This window comes from Burkholderia sp. Ac-20365, assembly GCF_017104715.1.
Lineage (GTDB): Bacteria > Pseudomonadota > Gammaproteobacteria > Burkholderiales > Burkholderiaceae > Paraburkholderia.
Map to the genome: position 1 here is coordinate 83,217 of NZ_JAAGPI010000017.1, position 17,216 is coordinate 100,432.

A 17,216-nucleotide genomic window follows, 5' to 3' on the forward strand; every position below is an offset into this window, starting at 1 on the left:
ACGCCTACGAAGGATGCCTACAAAGTACGCCTACTGGCTGGCACCTTGCCCAATGCCCGCTTTCTTCTGCGCGTCCTGCAAATCCTGCGGGTAATTCTGGTCATTCGCGCGGCCAGGCTGATAGCCCGCATCTTCGAGTTTCTTCAGCTCGGCGTTCTTCTTCGCGCGCGCTTCCTTGCGCGCCTGCTTGCGCTGCGCCTTGGTCGGCTTGGCGGCGGATGCGGCGGCGCCCGCGGCATCCGTGCCTGTCGACGCGTCGTTTTGCGCGAATGCAGGCGCAACCGCGCCGATGCCCAGTGCAGCCGAGGCGAAGAGGATGATCAGTTTTCTGGTGATAGGCATGGCTGTTCTCCCGTCGTAAAGGTTATGCGTTCGATTCCGCTCGCGCGGCTGGGGACGAACCCGGCTCATGCATGCGCATGGGCCGGTCAATCCAATGTACTCGACACGCACAACTCGCGCCTGGCAGGGTTGTAGAATCGCGCGGCCTGTCCGCGTTTGCACAGACATAAACCGATACGAGAAAGGAGGCATAGATGTCCGTTGCTGCAACCGTCTATCGCGGCGATATCGTCGAGAACACGCATATCGCGCATGTGGCCGTCGTCGATACGGATGGCGCGCTGCTGTATTCGTGCGGCGACCCGTCGCGCTTCACGCTGGTGAGATCGGCGGCGAAGCCGGCTCAGGCGCTTGCCGTGGTCGAAACGGGCGCGCTGGAGCGCTTCGGTTTCGACGACGCCGACCTCGCATTGATGTGCGCGTCGCATAGCAGCGAAGCGCGGCACATCGAACGCGCGCGCAGCATGCTCGCGAAATCGCAGGCCACGGAAGACGATTTGCGTTGCGGCGGGCATCCGCCCATTTCCGATGCCGTCGATCGCGAATGGATCAAACGCGACTTCATTCCGGGCGCCGTGTGCAGCAACTGCTCGGGAAAACACGCGGGCATGCTGGCCGGTGCACGTGCGCTCGGCGTGGCGCTCGCCGATTACCATTTGCCCGGGCATCCGTTGCAAGTGCTCGTGAAGCGCACTGTCGCCGAAGCGTGCGATCTGTCTGAAGAGCAGGTGCAATGGGCTATCGACGGCTGCAATCTGCCGACGCCCGCTTTTCCGCTCGACCGTCTCGCGCGTCTGTACATGAAGCTCGCGCGCGCTGCCGACGGACATGTATCGACGGACAACAGGCGCGACGCGGCGCTCGCGCATATCTATCGCGCGATGACCTCTTATCCGGAACTGGTCGCGGGTGAAGGGCGCTTCTGCACCACGCTGATGGACGCGTTTAAAGGCGCGCTGGTGGCCAAGGTCGGCGCCGACGCGAGCTATGCGATCGGCGTGCGTGCATCGGCGCAAACGGCGAAGCTCGGCGCGAAGGGGGCGCTGGGCATCGCGGTGAAAGTGGAAGACGGCAACTCGACGATCCTCTACGCGATCGTCGCTGAACTGCTGGCGAAGCTGGATATCGGCGATGAAGCAGCGCATCGCGCGCTCGATGGTTTCCGTTTGCGAACCATGCGCAATACGGCAGGCCTTCACACGGGCCGCGTCGAAGTGGCGCTGCCGCTTGTCAAAGCGGGTTGAGCGCGCTTAGCTCGACGACTGGCTGTCGCCGTCGCTGTTGTTATCGGGCGGGTCGAACATCGCCTGACATTTCGGCGACAGCTTGTCGTAGTGTTGCTTCATGCACGCTTCGATCTTCTCCTTGTTGGGGATATGGATCGCGCAAAACTTGATCGCGTCGTGCTTGCAGGCCTTGGTCTGTTCATCGCGCGTGGCGGCCGTTCCGACGTTCGCCGCCGCCATGCATCCGACAAGCAGAAGTAGCGGTTTGAGCTTCATAGCCGTGGTCCATGTCGAGGTGAATGCGCGGGTTTGCCGGACTGCTTTCGGGCACATTGGAGTAAAGCAGCCCGTCCACTGACGTTCAAGCAAAAAACGAACCCAACGCGGCGCAGCGCACGCATCGCGTCATCACGCAAGCGCGATAATGGCCATGTGTGGTGCTTCGCCAAAGCGGAAGGCGGCGCGTGCGCCCCATGCTATGCTTGCACAGCCCGCAACGGGAACGGTACAGCTATCCGCATTGGCACGGCCACAACAAATACATCATGGACTACCGGCATCTTCAGAAACGCAAAAGCCTGCATGCGCGGATCGTGCAGGAACTCGGTATCGAAATCGTCAGTGGCCGGCTGAAGCCAGGCGAGCGCCTGCCCGCCGAAGCAACCCTCTGTGAAAGCTACGGCGTGAGCCGTCCGGTGCTGCGCGAAGCGACGCGCGTGCTGGTCGCCAAAGGGCTGGTCGTTTCGAAGCCGCGCGTGGGCAGCGTCGTGCGGCCGCGCGAAGAGTGGCACATGCTCGATCCTGATGTGCTGTACTGGACGCTGAATAGCATCCCTGAAGGCGAGTTCTTCCTGTCGCTGATGACGGTGCGCCGCATCATCGAACCGGCTGCGGCCGCGCTCGCGGCAACGGCAGCCACCGACGAAGACCTCGAACGCATCGGCTCCGCGTACGACCGCATGGAGCATGCGCAAAGCGCCGGCGATCTGCTCGAGCCGGATCTGGAGTTTCACCGCGCGATCATGGCTGCGACGCACAACGACATGCTCGCGTATATCGGCAACATGATGTCGCTGGCGCTGTCGGAGTCGATCAAGCTGACGAGCCGCCACCCGGATACGCACGCACTATCGCTGCCGCGCCACAAGGCGATCCTCACCGCTATCCAGAACCGCGATGCGCTGGCCGCGCGTCAGGCAAGTCTCGTGCAGCTCGAAAATGCACGCGCCGACGCCGATACGATTCTCGGCATCGCTGCGCACAGCCTGAGCTGATTCGCCATGCGCCGCGTGGCGGCGCATTCAGTGCGTTTTTGCTGGTTCAGTGCTTCAGTGTGAATGCGCAGGCACTTCCGCCCCGCGACAACCCACCAGAAAGTCGAAATCGCAGCCCTGATCGGCCTGCATCACGTGGTCGATATAGAGGTTGCGATAGCCGCTCGCATCGGCGGGATTGGGTTGCTGCGACTCTTTCCATTCGGCGAGACGCGCAGTCATTTCCTTCTCGTCGATATCGACATGCAGTCGGCCTGCGTCGCAATCCAGTTCGATCCAGTCGCCGTTGCGCACGACAGCAAGCGGACCACCGGCGCGCGCTTCGGGCGCGACGTGCAGCACCACCGTGCCATAGGCCGTGCCGCTCATGCGAGCATCCGACACACGCACCATGTCCGTCACGCCCTGCGCGAGCAGCTTCGGCGGCAGGCCCATGTTGCCGACTTCGGCCATGCCGGGATAACCCTTCGGCCCGCAGTTCTTCATCACGAGCACCGAATCAGCCGTGACGTCGAGTTCGGGATCGGCGATACGCTTTTTGTAGTCGTCGAAGTTCTCGAACACCACCGCGCGCCCGCGATGCTTCAGCAATGCAGGCGTCGCCGCCGACGGCTTGAGCACCGCGCCATTCGGCGCGAGATTGCCGCGCAGCACGCACAGGCCGCCATCTTCGCGCAACGGATTGTCCAGCGGACGGATCACTTCGTCGTTGTAGATCGGCGCTTCGATGCAGTTCTCCCACAGCGACTTGCCGTTCGCGGTGAGCGCATCGGGATGCGGCAGCAAACCCGCTTCGCCGAGTCTGCGCAGCACGGCGGGCAAGCCGCCCGCGTAGTAAAACTCTTCCATCAGGAAACGCCCTGAAGGCTGCAGATCGACGAGCGTCGGCGTGCCGCGTCCGATGCGCGTCCAGTCGTCCAGTTCCAGATTCACGCCGATACGCCCCGCAATCGCCTTCAGGTGAATCGCCGCATTGGTCGATCCGCCGATTGCCGCATTCGCACGAATTGCGTTTTCGAACGCTTCGCGCGTGAGCAGCTTCGAAAGCCGCACATCCTGCAACGCCATCTCGACGATGCGCATGCCGGACAGATGCGCGAGCACATAGCGGCGCGCATCGACAGCGGGAATTGCCGCGTTGTGCGGCAGCGTGACGCCGAGCGCTTCGGCCATGCACGCCATCGTCGATGCCGTGCCCATCGTGTTGCAGGTGCCCGCCGAGCGCGACATGCCCGCTTCCGCCGACATGAACTCGTGAATCGAGATCTTGCCCGCCTTCACCTGTTCGCTGAGTTGCCACACGACCGTACCCGAGCCGATGTCGCGCCCTTCATGCTTGCCGTTGAGCATCGGCCCGCCGCTCACGACGATCGCGGGCACGTCGCAACTCGCGGCGCCCATCAGCAGCGCGGGCGTGGTCTTGTCGCAGCCGGCGAGCAGCACGACGGCATCGATGGGATTGCCGCGAATCGACTCTTCGACGTCCATGCTCGCGAGATTGCGCGTGAACATCGCAGTCGGCCGCAGGTTCGATTCGCCATTCGAGAACACCGGGAATTCGACGGGAAAGCCACCCGCTTCATAGACGCCGCGCTTTACATGTTCGGCGAGCTTGCGGAAGTGCGCATTGCAAGGCGTGAGTTCGGACCACGTATTGCAGATGCCGATGATCGGCTTGCCGTCGAATTCGTGGTCAGGGATGCCCTGATTCTTCATCCAGCTGCGGTACATGAAGCCGTTCTTGTCGGCGGTGCCGAACCAGGCGGCGGAGCGCAGTTTGCGGGGTTGGTCGCTCATGATGTCTCGTTCAGTTTTGTTTAAATATAGTAAGACTATATGCGTGACTTGCACCGATGTCCAATGGGGTTTACAGGCAAACTTTTACAAAGTCCATCTTCCGTCGAATGTCTTAAATAGCGGGTACGTTGTACGCTGTAATACTGCGAACACACAGCCGATGCACATAAATAGAATGACTTTTAGGCCGTGTGCATGGGGGAAAGTACTAATCACAACCGGTCGTCGTCACGCATATAGTTTGGCTAATTCGTCGGCGGCGGAATCGAAAGAGCGGTTGGCAACGTGGTGAAAGTGAGGAGTCTCAAATAGTGGCAACGTCGGGCAAACGTGACTTCGCTTCACATACTGAGCAGATCGATTCCGTGTCGAACGCCGCTTGCATCGATTCATGCGAACACGTGCGCGCGTTGAATGCGCTTGCGTTACGCTGAGGCCGCTAACAATCCGTTAGCTCCTCGAAGCTCACTATATGAACAACAGACTCTCTATCGGCATCGTCGGCGTCGGCAAGATTGCGCGCGACCAGCATCTTCCCGCTATCGCCGCGCTCGACGGCTTCGAGCTTGTCGCGTGCGCAAGCCGCAATGCGAGCGTCGACGGTGTGCGCAACTACAAGACCATCGAAGAGATGCTTGCGGCCGAACCGCAACTCGATGCGATCTCGCTGTGTGCGACGCCGCAAGTGCGCTTCGATCAGGCGCGCGTTGCGCTCGAGGCAGGCAAGCACGTGATGCTCGAAAAGCCGCCTGGCGCGAGCGTGCATGAAGTGGACGTGTTGCGTTCGATGGCGAAAAGCGCGGGCCGCACGCTGTTCGCGACATGGCATTCGCGCTATGCGCCTGCTGTCGAGACGGCGCGTGAATGGCTCGCGTCGCGCACGCTGCAGGAAGTGCAGGTGCGCTGGAAAGAAGACGTGCGCCGCTGGCATCCGGGTCAGGCGTGGATCTGGACGCCGGGCGGACTCGGTGTGTTCGATCCGGGTATCAACGCGCTGTCGATCATCACGCACATGCTGCCGCGCGAAGTGATCCTGCGCGAAGCGACGCTGTCCGTGCCTGCCAACGTGCAGACGCCGATTGCCGCCGACCTCGATTTCATCGACGAAGCGGGCGTGCCCGTGCGCGCCGAATTCGACTGGCGTCATGGTCCCGTCGAGCAATGGGAAATCGTCGTGAAGACGACCGACGGCGAGCTGCATCTGAGCGAAGGCGGCAAGAAGCTGGCAATCGCCGGCAAGCCGGTCGAGATCGGACCCGAGCGCGAATATCCGTCGCTGTATGAACGGTTTCACTGGCTGATCACGCATGGCGAGCACGACGTGGACGTGCGCCCGCTGCGGCTGGTGGCCGATGCTTTCCTGCTTGGCCGTCGTCACGAGGTCGAGCCGTTTCACGACTAGCGCCTGAGAGATGCGCGGGCCTGGTCGTCCCTTTTGACCTGTATTGCGCTGATTCGAACAACCACAAGCAACGACCTGATCCAAGGAGACAAGCATGACCCGTAAGCTTCGACGCCTCACTTTGTCCGCGATGGCCGCCGCGCTGCTCGCCGCGCCGTTCGCCATGCAGATGACCGCGCACGCGGACGCGCCGCTGAAAATCGGCGTGCTCGTGAAGATGCCCGAACAGGCATGGTTCATCAACGAGCAGAAGGCGGCGACGGCTTTGGGCCAGAAGGAAGGCTTCTCGGTCGTGAACATCGGCGCGCCTGATGGCGAGAAAGTGCTGGCAGCCATCGACAACCTGGGCGCACAAGGTGCGCAAGGCTTCGTGATCTGCCCGCCGGACGTGCGTCTCGGACCGGCAATCCAGGCGCGTGCCAAGCGCTACAACATGAAGTTCGTCACCGTCGACGATCAGCTCGTCGACTCGACGGGCAAGCCGCTCGCGGGCGTGCCGCACCTTGGCATGTCGGCGTTCAAGATCGGCAATCAGGTCGGCACGGCGATCACCGACGAAATGAAGAAGCGCGGCTGGAAGCCGGAAGAAGTGGGCGCGATCCGCATCACCGACTACGAACTGCCGACGGCCAAGCTGCGCACCGACGGCGCGACGGAATCGCTGATCGCGAACGGCTTCAAGAAGGACAACATCTTCGACGCACCGCAAAAGACCACCGACGACGAAGGCGGCTTCAACGCAGCATCGCCCGTGCTGTCGAAGCATCCGAACATCAAGAAGTGGGTGATCTTCGCGCTGAACGAAGAGACCGTGCTGGGCGGCGTGCGCGCCACCGAGCAACTGCACATTCCCGGTTCGGACGTGATCGGCGTCGGCATCAACGGCGCGGGCGAAGCGTTCGCCGAGTTCCAGAAGAAGGAACCGACGGGCTTCTACGGCACGATCGCCGTCAGCTCGACGAACCACGGCAAGCAGAGCACGCAGAACCTCGTCGACTGGATCAAGTCGGGCAAGCAGCCGCCTGCTGACACGCAGACCACGGGCAAGCTGATGACGCGCGAAAACTGGAAGGACGTGCGTACGGAACTCGGAATCTGACGTAGCAGAACGGATGCAAAACACGATGAACGCGAATGACGCCGCCAGCGCCACTAATGCTACTTACGTCGCACCTTCGGGCCAGCCGCTGACGGCCTCCGCCACGCATCTCGAACTCGACGGCATCACCGTCGCGTTCCCGGGCGTGGTGGCGCTCGACAACGTGTCGTTCGAAGTGCGCGGCGGCGAAGTGCACGGCCTGATGGGCGAGAACGGCGCAGGCAAATCGACGCTGCTGAAAGTGTTGTCGGGTGTGAACCAGACGCAGGCGGGCGCATTGCGCCTTGCCGGCGTCGAACACAAGTTCACGACGACCAAGGCCGCGATCGAGGCGGGCATCGCGATCATCTATCAGGAACTGCATCTGGTGCCTGAGCTGACGGTGGCAGAAAACCTGATGCTCGGGCAGTTGCCGAACCGTTTCGGCGTGCTCGACGAGAAGTCGCTCGTCAAGCGCGCGATGACGGAACTGGAGCGTCTCGGCGAATCGATCGATCCGCACATGCAGGTAAAAAACCTGTCGATCGGTCAGCGCCAGATGATCGAAATCGGCAAGGCGTTGATGCGCGACGCGCGCGTGATCGCCTTCGACGAACCGACCAGTTCTTTGTCCGCACGCGAAACGGAACGGCTCTTCAAGATCATCAATGCACTGCGCGCTCAGGGGCGCGCGGTGATTTACGTCACGCACCGGATGGACGAGGTCTACGAACTGTGCGACCGCGTCACGGTGTTTCGTGACGGCCGCCGCATCGAGACGTTCGATTCGGTGGCGGATCTGGATCGCGATCGCCTCATCAGTTGCATGGTGGGCCGCTCGATCCGCGATGTGTATGGATATCGTCCGCGCGAAGCGGGCGACGTGCAGCTTGAAGCGAAGCAGTTGATGGGGCCGGGGCTGTCCGCTCCGGTCTCCTTCACTGCGCGCAAGGGCGAGATTGTCGGCTTCTTCGGGCTGGTGGGCGCGGGGCGTTCCGAGCTGATGAAGCTGCTCTACGGCGCGACGCAGCCCACGGAAGGCCATGTCGAACTGAACGGTAAGCGCGTGTCGTTCTCGACGCCGCGTGACGCGGTGCGCGCGGGTATCGCGCTGTGCCCGGAAGATCGCAAGCAGGAAGGCATCGTTGCGATTGCTTCTGTGGCGGACAACCTGAACATCAGCGCGCGGCGGCATTTCAGCCCATTGAGCTTTCTGCTGAACGGCAAGCGCGAACGCGACCTGACGCGCGAATACATCGACAAGCTGTCGATCAAGACGCGCAACACCGAAACCGTGATCGGCACGTTATCCGGCGGCAACCAGCAGAAGGTGATTCTCTCGCGCTGGCTGGCCGAGCGCATCGACGTGTTTCTGCTCGATGAACCCACGCGCGGCATCGACGTCGGCGCGCGCGCGGAAATTTACGAACTGCTGTACGACCTCGCGGAAGCGGGACGCACGGTGATCGTCGTATCGAGCGATCTGGCGGAAGTGATCGGCATTGCGGACCGCGTGCTGGTGATGAAGGAAGGGCGCATCGTCGGCGATCTGCCGAAGGCGCAGGCCACGCCCGATCAACTGATCAAACTTGCTTTGCCGCAGTAAGCAGCGCGTGCAACAGCGCACTACGTAGACCACGGAACTGGAAGACCATGCAAACACCGAGCACACGTCCGGCGACCGAGCCGGCAGCCACTCACGCCGCATCGCCCGGCGCGGCCGCGCACGCGGCGCGTACGTGGGACCTGATCAACAAGTCGGGCATCGTGATGGTGTTCGTCATTCTGTTCGCGGTGCTGTCGTTCGCGGTGCCCGACTTTCTGACGACACGCAACATGCAGGGCCTGTTGCTTTCCGTCACGCTGATCGGCTCGATCTCCGTGACGATGATGTTCGTGCTGGCGCTCGGCGAGGTGGATCTTTCGGTGGCGTCGATCGTCGCGTTTTCGGGCGTCGTGGCGTCGACGCTGATTACGGCGACGCATAGTGTGTTGCTCGGTGTGGCGGCGGGCGTGCTCGCGGGCGGCGCGGTTGGACTCGTGAACGGCGTGCTGATCGCGCGCTACAAGATCAATTCGCTGATCGTCACCCTCGCGATGATGGAAGTGGTGCGCGGTCTTGCGTTCATTACGTCGAACGGCGATGCGGTGATGATCTCGGAAGAAAGCTTCTTCGATCTCGGCGGCGGCTCGTTCCTTGGCATCTCGTATCCGATCTGGAGCAATATCGTCGGTTTCGTGCTGTTTGGTTTCCTGCTGCGCAAGACGGTGTTTGGCAAGAACGTGCTGGCTGTTGGTGGGAACAGTGAAGCGGCGCTGCTGGCGGGGTTGCCTGTTACGCGTATCAAGATCACCGTGTTCGTGCTGCAAGGACTGGTGACGGGGTTTGCGGGCGTGATGCTCGCGTCACGGATGAGTCTCGGCGATCCGAAGACTTCTGTGGGCCTTGAACTGGGCGTGATTTCAGCTTGCGTGCTGGGTGGCGTGTCGCTGACGGGTGGCGTTGCGACGATTTCGGGCGTGCTGGTTGGTGTGTTGATTATGGGCTCGGTGCAGGATGCGATGAGCCTGTTGAATGTGCCGACGTTTTATCAGTATCTGATTCGCGGTGGGATTCTGCTGCTGGCCGTGCTGTTCGATCAGTTTCGGCGTAGCAAGCGGCGGGTTTGATCCAGCCGCTTGCCTGACGATGTTGCGCTGGCTAAGGTCAGCGCAACATGAACGACATGGCAGACAAACAGTTGAGCGTGCGGACAGCATGTTCGACGGACGGTGTCGAGAAGCGCAATGTCACGCCGTCCACGCGTTCGAGCGACGGCATCTGCGCGAACAGATCGGCAAGCGCAGTAGTTTGCACGCGCAATTCGATCTCGACGGGTTGGGGTTGCTTGCGTTGTACGCCGCCCAATATCTCCGACTTTCCAACGACGTTTCGCGCCGCTTCCCTGATCGCAGCACACGCGCGCTCCGGCGTCTGCGTCGAACCGCTTCCAAAACCCATCGCGTTCTTCGTCACGACAAACGTCGCTTCGGGAAACGTCGAACGGGTTTCTTCAGCGAATACATCGTCGCCCGAGAGCAGCACGACATTCGCGCCATACTCGCGCGCCAGCGCCCCATAAATTCCCGCTTCACCGACATCGCGCCCGTTCATCGTCACGCGAGTAAAGGCAGTGCTGTTGATCGTATGCGCGAGAATGCCGCGGCTTTGCGCCATCGCGTGATAGCCGATCATGAACACGAGCTGTGGGCCATATTCGAGGCCCGCCATCATGCCGAGCGTGCGCGGCTTGCCGAGTATCACGTTGGCGCGCGCATCAAGCATGTCGGGCAGCAGATTGCGAAAACCGCCGTGCGAGTCGTTGACCCAAACATCGGTTGCGCCGCCCGCGAATGCGCCTTCGATCGCCGCGTTCGCTTCGAGCGTCATCCAGCGGCGCGCGCGTTCGTATTCGCCATTGCCCGCGCGCACCTGCTCGGAATTGACGACGCCTGCGACGCCTTCGATATCGACGGAAATCAGTACTTTCATGCTGTGCGCCGTTTCAACAGTTGTTCGAGATCGGGTGCTGCTTCGTGCAGCGAGAGACGTGTGTGACCGTCGCGGCCTGCGACGGAGGCGGCCGACCACAGTGCGTCGATGATCGCCTGCTCAACGCTGTCCGCGCATGCCTGAAATAGCGGATCGAGACGCGAATCGTTGAGCAGCGGCGGTGTGGTGATGAAGTCGCCTTCGTGCGGAACGGTGTGCGCAGTTGAGAACGCTAGCGCGATATCGCCGCTGCCATGTCCATAAACCGAACCCGTTCGCGCGAGACCGGCGGCGGCGCGTAACGAGAGTCGCTTGAGCTGGCGTGCATCGAGCGGCGCATCGGTGGCGACGATCATGATGATTGAGCCTTGTTCGGGCTTCGATGACGTTGAGTGCCTACGTGCCGACAGTTCGCGTCCGAGTGGCTCGCCGTCGATGGTCAGCATCGGCAGACGCCCGAAGTTCGCAAGCACGAGCGCGCCGACAGCGAACGTCGTGCCTGCTACGTTAATTGCACGTGAAGCCGAACCGATTCCACCTTTCAGATCGAAACTCGACATTCCGCGTCCGGCGCCGACTGATCCGCGCTCGAACTCTGACGCTGCAGCATCCAGCGCCTGATCGTAGTGTGTGCTCTCAATGACCAAGGCCTGAATATCGTTCAGGTAGCCATCGTTGCACTCGAACACGAGCGGATTGACAGTCGACCATTCGCGTCCGATCTGCGGATTGGCCGCAAACGCAGCGCGAATCTGCGCCTGTGCAACAGCAGCGACACCGAACGTGTTGGTCAACGCAATCGGTGTTTCAAGCACGCCGAGTTCTTCGACCTGAACCAGTCCGATGCTCTTGCCAAAGCCATTGATCACACTCGCAGCAGCAGGCACCTTGTGACGAAACGGATCATCACCATGCGGACGAATCACCGTCACGCCCGTCTGTATCGGACCGGCATCGAGCGTGCAATGTCCAACCGTCACACCCGACACATCCGCAATCGTGCCGCGCGGACCTGAGGGCAACACACCGACATGCGGCATCGAAAGCCTGTTCATGGCCGGTCCAGCTTCGGATCAAGCGCATCGCGCAAGCCATCGCCGAGCAGGTTGAACGCAAGCACGGTCAGAAAGATCGCGAGGCTCGGAAACAGCGCGATATGCGGCGCCGTTACCATATCCGCACGCGCTTCGTTGAGCATCGCGCCCCACTCGGGCGTCGGCGGCTGTGCGCCGAGACCGAGGAACGACAGGCTTGCCGCAGTGATAATCGACGTGCCGATACGCATCGTCAGATACACGACCACCGACGAAATCGTGCCCGGCAGAATGTGCCGCATGATGATGGTCCAGTCCGACGCGCCGATGCTGCGCGCCGCTTCGATATACGTCAGTTGCTTGAGCATCAGCGTGTTGCCGCGCACGAGCCGCGCGAATGCCGGAATGCTGAATACGGCGACGGCCGCAATCACATTGATCATGCCGTTGCCGAGAATCGCGACGATACCGATGGCAAGCAGAATGCCGGGGAACGCGAACAGCACGTCGGCGACGCGCATCGTGACGCGGTCCCACCATCCTTCGTAATAGCCGGCGAGCAAGCCGAAAAACGTGCCGATGATCGCGCCAATCGCCACTGAAAAAAAGCCCGCCGCAAGCGAAATGCGCGTGCCCGCAACGATACGGCTGAAAATATCGCGGCCCAGTGAATCGACGCCGAACCAGTGCGCCACCGATGGCCCTGCATTCAACGCGTCATAGTCGAAATAGTTCTCGGGGTCGTACGGAACGAGATGCGGACCCGCAATCGACACGACGATCAGCAGCAGCACAAACAGGCCCGCCGCGAGGGCGACATGCTGCTTGCGGAACTTGCGCCAGAACTCGCTCCATGGCGTGCGGATCGCGCGTTCCTCGTGAGTGGCCGGGACGGCGCGGGTGTTGTCGGCGGTCGTGCTCATGCGGCCCTCACTTGAAGCGGATGGTCGGATTGATGACGGCATACAGCACGTCGACGACCAGATTGATGACGATGAATTCCAGCGAGAACAACAGCACTTCCGCCTGAATCACGGGGTAATCGCGCATTGCGACGGCATCGACCAGCAGGCGTCCCATGCCCGGCCAGTTGAACACCACTTCGACGACGATCGAGCCGCCGAGCAGAAAGCCGAACTGCAAGCCCATCATCGTGACGACGGGAATCATTGCGTTGCGCAGGCAGTGCTTGATGACGACCCATTGTTCGGCGACGCCTTTCGCGCGAGCGGTGCGCACGAAGTCTTCGTTCAGCACTTCGACGAACGATGCCCGCGTGAAGCGCGCCATCACAGCCGCGACGGCCGCGCCGAGCGTGATCGACGGCAGCACATAGCTGCGCCACGAACCATCGCCGACGATAGGCAGCCAGCCGAGCTTCACCGAGAATATTTCCATCAGCAACATGCCGAACGCGAACGCGGGAAACGAAATACCCGACACGGCGAGCGTCATGCCGAGCCGGTCGGGCCATTTGTTGCGCCACACGGCCGACACGATCCCGATCGTCATCCCAAAGATGACCGCCCACACCATGCTGACGAGCGTGAGCAGCAGCGTCGGCATGAAGCGCTCGCCGATCTCCGCTGACACGGGCCGCTTGCTGCGCGTCGAGATACCGAAGTCGCCATGCGCGACGCGCACGAAGAAGTTCACGAACTGCTGCGGCATCGACTTGTCGAGGCCGAGATCGGCGCGCACCAGTGCGACGGTCGCTTCGTCGGCTTCGGGGCCGGCGGCGAGCCGCGCAGGGTCGCCCGGCAGCATGTGCACGAACAGGAACACGAGGCCGGCGACGATCACGAGCGTCGGCAGCAGGCCCAGCAGACGTTTGACGAGAAAATTCAGCATGAGAGCAATCCGCTATTCGAAAGCATGTGCGGCATGAAGCGAAATGCGCTGGCCTGTGCGCATGAAAGCACGAACGTCGCGGCCAGCGCTGCGCGGACGGTTTACTTCACCGCGATTTCATCGAAGTTGAACGAGCCGTCCGGCGCGACATACGCACCCGAGAGCCGCTTGCTGCGCGCGTACACGACCTTCTCCTTGACGAGGAAGATCCACGGCGCGTCGGCCCAGATGCGCTTTTGCGCGTCGCCGTAGAGCGCGGCCTTCTGCGTGCGGTCGGTGGTTTCGAGCGCCTTCGTCAGATCGCTGTCGACGGTGTCGTTCTTGTAGTACGCGGTATTCACGAGCTTCGGCGGATACGACGACGACGCGAGCAGCGGCGTGATGCCCCAATCCGCTTCACCCGTCGACGACGACCAGCCGATGTAATACATGCGCACCGGCGCTGTTGCCGGGTCTTGCGCGCTTTCGACCTTCGCGACGCGCTGTCCCGCCTCGAGCGCTTCGACGCTCGCCTTCACGCCCACTTGCGCAAGCTGCTGCTGCACGAACTGGATCGTCTTTTGTGCAGTGGAGTTGTTGTACGCCGACCAGAGCGTCGTCTCGAAGCCGTTGGGATAGCCCGCTTCCTTCAGCAGTTCACGCGCCTTCGCCGGGTCATACGGCCAGGGACCAAGCTTCGTTGCGTAGTCGACGCCTTCAGGCAAAACACCGTCGGCGGGCACCGCGTAACCCGAGAACGCGACCTTCGCGAGCGCTTCCTTGTTGATCGCGTAGTTCAACGCTTCACGCACCTTCGGGTTATCGAACGGTTTCTTGGTCGTGTTCAGGCTGACGTAGCGGTTGATGATCGACGGCGTCGCGATGATGTCGACCTTCGCATCCGATTGCAGCGCGGCAGCCTGTTCGAACGGAATGCGGAACGCGAAATCGGCCTCACCCGTGCGCATCAGCGCGGCGCGCGTGTTGTTGTCGACCACCGGCTTCCAGTCGATCTCATCGACCTTCGGATAACCCTTCTTCCAGTAACCGTCGAACTTCTTCACGGTCAGGTCACCTGCCGGATCCCATTTCACGAGTTCGAACGGACCTGTGCCGACCGGATGGAATGCGAGGTCCTTGCTACCGTACTTCTTGATCGCAGCCGGCGAGATCATCACCGCCGACGGATGCGCGAGCACGTTGACGAATGCCGAGAACGGCGCCTTCAACGTGACCTTCACCGTGTACGGATCGACCACTTCCGTCTTCTCGATGCGGCTGAACATGTTGTAGCGCTTGAGCTTGTTCGCCGGATCCGTCACGCGGTCGAACGTTGCCTTCACGGCCGCTGCGTTGAAGTCGGTGCCGTCCTGGAACTTCACGCCCTGGCGCAGCTTGAACGTGTAGACGCGCGCATCGGGGCTCGCCTCGTAGCTCGTCGCGAGCACGTTGACCAGCTTCATGTCCTTGTCGAAGCCGAACAGACCTTGATAGAACGACTTCGATACGGCTTGCGAGAGCGTGTCGTTGGCGTCGTACGGATCTAGCGTCGTGAAGGTCGAGTCGACGGCCATCACGGCTGTCGTGGCCGCATGCGCGGCGCCCGACGCGAGCATCGCAAAGACCAGCGCGCCGCTCGTCACGAGCGAGCGCAGGCGCAACGGTTTGGAAAGGAGAAGCGTTGTCATCGTTTCAAAACTCCACTGAGCGAGGGTGCTGCCTGTTGTTATGCCGCTGGTCTGCGCGGCTTCCGGATTGCTGCGATGAACCTGTGACTAATAAGCGCCGCCGATACGATGCGCGGCCACGAAGTGATCCGGCCCGACGGCCACGAGCGGCGCGACGACGGGCTCGTTGTCGAGCGAGCGGATCGGGCTCGGTAATTCGTCGACGGCGAGCATGCGTTTGGCGTGGCGGCGCGCGGGATCGGCGACAGGCACGGCGCCCATCAGCTTTTTCGTGTACGGATGCTGCGGCGATTCGAACACCGCGCGGCGCGGCCCGATCTCGACGATCTGCCCGAGATACATCACCGCGACGCGATGACTGATGCGCTCGACCACGGCCATGTCGTGCGAGATGAACAGATACGCGACGCCCAATTCGCGCTGCAAATCCAGCATCAGATTGACGATCTGCGCCTGCACGGAAACATCGAGCGCCGACACGGATTCGTCGGCGATCACGACCTTCGGATTGAGCGCCAGCGCGCGCGCAATCGCGATGCGTTGACGCTGGCCGCCGGAGAACTCATGCGGATAGCGGCGCGCGGCATCGGCGGGCAGTCCGACCTTGTCGAGCAGCCACGCGACACGTTCTTGCGCTGCCTTGCCGCTCGCGACGTTGTGCACGAGCAGCGGCTCCATGATCGAGAAACCGACCGTCAGACGCGGATTGAGCGACGCGAACGGATCCTGAAAGATGAACTGGATATCGCGTCGCAAGGCTTGCAGCGAGGGACCGCTCAATGCGCTGATGTCCTTGCCATTGAACTCGATGCTGCCGCTCTGGCTTTCGACGAGACGCAGCAGCGAGCGCCCCGTGGTCGATTTGCCGCAACCGGATTCGCCGACCAGCGCGAGCGTTTCACCAGCGCGCAGATCGAAGCTGACACGCTCGACGGCATGCACGCGGCCGGTGAGCTTGCCGAACAGGCCGGTGCGAACGGGGAAACGCGTGACGAGATCGCGTACGCGGAGAATCGGTTGTGCTTGCGTGTCAGATGTGTCCTGCGCCGAGTTGCCTCCAACAGGTACCTGCTGCGCGTGTTCGCCATCCAGCGAAAGCAATGAAAACTTCGCAGGCGTATCCGTGCCCTGCATCGAACCGAGCTTTGGCACAGCCGCGAGCAACGCTTTCGTATAAGCATGCGCGGGCGCTGCGAACAGTTTCGCCGACTCGCCTTCTTCCACCTTGTCGCCGCGATACATCACGAGCACGCGGTCCGCGACTTCCGCGACGACGCCCATGTCGTGCGTGATGAAGATCACGCCCATGTTCATTTCGTCCTGCAAGCCGCGTATCAGTTGCAGGATCTGCGCCTGGATCGTCACGTCGAGCGCGGTGGTCGGCTCGTCGGCAATCAGCAACGACGGCTTGCATGACAGCGCCATCGCGATCATCACGCGCTGCCGCATGCCGCCCGACAGTTGATGCGGATAGCGCGCGGCCACACGGCGTGCTTCCGGAATGCGCACGAGATCGAGCAGACGCAGCGTTTCCGCATGTGCTTCGCTGCGGCTCTTGTTCTGATGCAGCGCGATCGCTTCGCCGATCTGGTCGCCGACCGTGAAGACCGGATTGAGCGACGTCATCGGTTCCTGAAAAATCATCGCAATGTCGGCGCCGCGGATCGAACGCATCGTGCCTTGCGAAGCTTGTGCGATATCGAGCACGCTGCCGTTGCGCCGACGAAACGCAATCGAGCCGTTTGCGATGCGCCCGCCGCCATGTTCGACGAGACGCATCAGTGCGAGCGACGTCACCGATTTACCCGACCCCGACTCGCCGACGATCGCGAGCGTCTCACCGCGATCGACGGTCAGCGACAGGTCGCGCACGGCATTGAACGTGGTCTCGCCGCGACGGAAAGCGACCGTGAGCCGGTCGATATCGACGACGCGTTGTGACGGCAGATTGTCGAGCGCGCGTGGCTGGTTCGGCGTGTTCGGCACGATGATTTCTCCGGGCTTCAGAAGCAG

Annotated in this window: 15 protein-coding genes; 6 read left to right on the forward strand and 9 right to left on the reverse strand. The window is 62.0% G+C overall.

The genetic code is table 11. The features are described 5' to 3' along the window. Positions 1-30: 30 nt before the first annotated feature. Positions 31-342 carry a DUF4148 domain-containing protein gene (locus tag G3O01_RS25740; RefSeq protein WP_205809388.1) on the reverse strand — a complete coding sequence of 104 codons (312 nt, stop codon included), beginning with the start codon at positions 340-342 and terminating at the stop codon, positions 31-33. 194 nt (positions 343-536) lie between these two features. Between G3O01_RS25740 and G3O01_RS25745 the strand changes: the two genes are divergently transcribed. Continuing rightward, on the forward strand, positions 537-1,586 hold the full coding sequence (locus G3O01_RS25745; protein ID WP_205809390.1) for an asparaginase: 1,050 nt from the start codon (positions 537-539) through the stop codon (positions 1,584-1,586). A 6-nt stretch (positions 1,587-1,592) separates the two neighbouring features. Here the strand turns inward: G3O01_RS25745 and G3O01_RS25750 are convergent, their stop codons facing one another. Further along, complete coding sequence (locus G3O01_RS25750; RefSeq protein ID WP_205809392.1) at positions 1,593-1,844, reverse strand: hypothetical protein; 252 nt, start codon at positions 1,842-1,844, stop codon at positions 1,593-1,595. A 269-nt stretch (positions 1,845-2,113) separates the two neighbouring features. Between G3O01_RS25750 and G3O01_RS25755 the strand changes: the two genes are divergently transcribed. Then, complete coding sequence (locus tag G3O01_RS25755) at positions 2,114-2,842, forward strand: FadR/GntR family transcriptional regulator (protein ID WP_205809533.1); 729 nt, start codon at positions 2,114-2,116, stop codon at positions 2,840-2,842. Between the two features lie 54 nt (positions 2,843-2,896). Here G3O01_RS25755 and G3O01_RS25760 read toward each other — a convergent pair whose 3' ends face one another. Continuing rightward, entirely contained in the window at positions 2,897-4,639 is a 1,743-nt protein-coding gene (locus tag G3O01_RS25760) for an IlvD/Edd family dehydratase (RefSeq protein ID WP_205809394.1), read from the reverse strand. A gap of 472 nt (positions 4,640-5,111) precedes the next feature. Between G3O01_RS25760 and G3O01_RS25765 the strand changes: the two genes are divergently transcribed. From G3O01_RS25765 to araH, 4 genes are all read left to right on the forward strand, one after another. Beyond that, on the forward strand, positions 5,112-6,041 hold the full coding sequence (locus G3O01_RS25765; RefSeq protein ID WP_205809397.1) for a Gfo/Idh/MocA family oxidoreductase: 930 nt from the start codon (positions 5,112-5,114) through the stop codon (positions 6,039-6,041). A gap of 94 nt (positions 6,042-6,135) precedes the next feature. After that, positions 6,136-7,140, forward strand: a complete 1,005-nt coding sequence (locus tag G3O01_RS25770; RefSeq protein WP_205809399.1) for an arabinose ABC transporter substrate-binding protein — start codon at positions 6,136-6,138, stop codon at positions 7,138-7,140. Positions 7,141-7,153: 13 nt separating this feature from the next. Continuing rightward, positions 7,154-8,725 (forward strand): L-arabinose ABC transporter ATP-binding protein AraG, encoded by a 1,572-nt coding sequence (araG, locus tag G3O01_RS25775; protein ID WP_241024263.1) that lies wholly within the window; start codon positions 7,154-7,156, stop codon positions 8,723-8,725. A 47-nt stretch (positions 8,726-8,772) separates the two neighbouring features. Further along, entirely contained in the window at positions 8,773-9,789 is a 1,017-nt protein-coding gene (araH, locus tag G3O01_RS25780) for an L-arabinose ABC transporter permease AraH (RefSeq protein ID WP_205809401.1), read from the forward strand. Between the two features lie 37 nt (positions 9,790-9,826). Here araH and G3O01_RS25785 read toward each other — a convergent pair whose 3' ends face one another. The 6 genes from G3O01_RS25785 to G3O01_RS25810 all read right to left on the reverse strand — a co-directional run bounded on the left by G3O01_RS25785 (position 9,827) and on the right by G3O01_RS25810 (position 17,189). Then, entirely contained in the window at positions 9,827-10,651 is an 825-nt protein-coding gene (locus G3O01_RS25785) for a M55 family metallopeptidase (RefSeq protein WP_205809403.1), read from the reverse strand. Then, positions 10,648-11,706, reverse strand: a complete 1,059-nt coding sequence (locus G3O01_RS25790; protein WP_205809405.1) for a P1 family peptidase — start codon at positions 11,704-11,706, stop codon at positions 10,648-10,650. Before G3O01_RS25790 ends, G3O01_RS25785 begins: the two co-directional genes overlap by 4 nt. After that, complete coding sequence (gsiD, locus tag G3O01_RS25795; protein WP_205809407.1) at positions 11,703-12,608, reverse strand: glutathione ABC transporter permease GsiD; 906 nt, start codon at positions 12,606-12,608, stop codon at positions 11,703-11,705. The genes G3O01_RS25790 and gsiD overlap by 4 nt, the downstream gene beginning before the upstream one ends. A 7-nt stretch (positions 12,609-12,615) precedes the next feature. Then, positions 12,616-13,536, reverse strand: coding sequence for a glutathione ABC transporter permease GsiC (gsiC, locus tag G3O01_RS25800; RefSeq protein WP_205809409.1), 921 nt, complete (start codon positions 13,534-13,536; stop codon positions 12,616-12,618). A gap of 101 nt (positions 13,537-13,637) precedes the next feature. Then, positions 13,638-15,203: a glutathione ABC transporter substrate-binding protein GsiB gene (gsiB, locus tag G3O01_RS25805; protein WP_205809411.1), complete on the reverse strand. Its 1,566-nt coding sequence runs from the start codon at positions 15,201-15,203 to the stop codon at positions 13,638-13,640. Positions 15,204-15,290: 87 nt separating this feature from the next. Then, positions 15,291-17,189 (reverse strand): dipeptide ABC transporter ATP-binding protein, encoded by a 1,899-nt coding sequence (locus G3O01_RS25810; RefSeq protein WP_205809413.1) that lies wholly within the window; start codon positions 17,187-17,189, stop codon positions 15,291-15,293. Between the last annotated feature and the right edge of the window lie 27 nt (positions 17,190-17,216).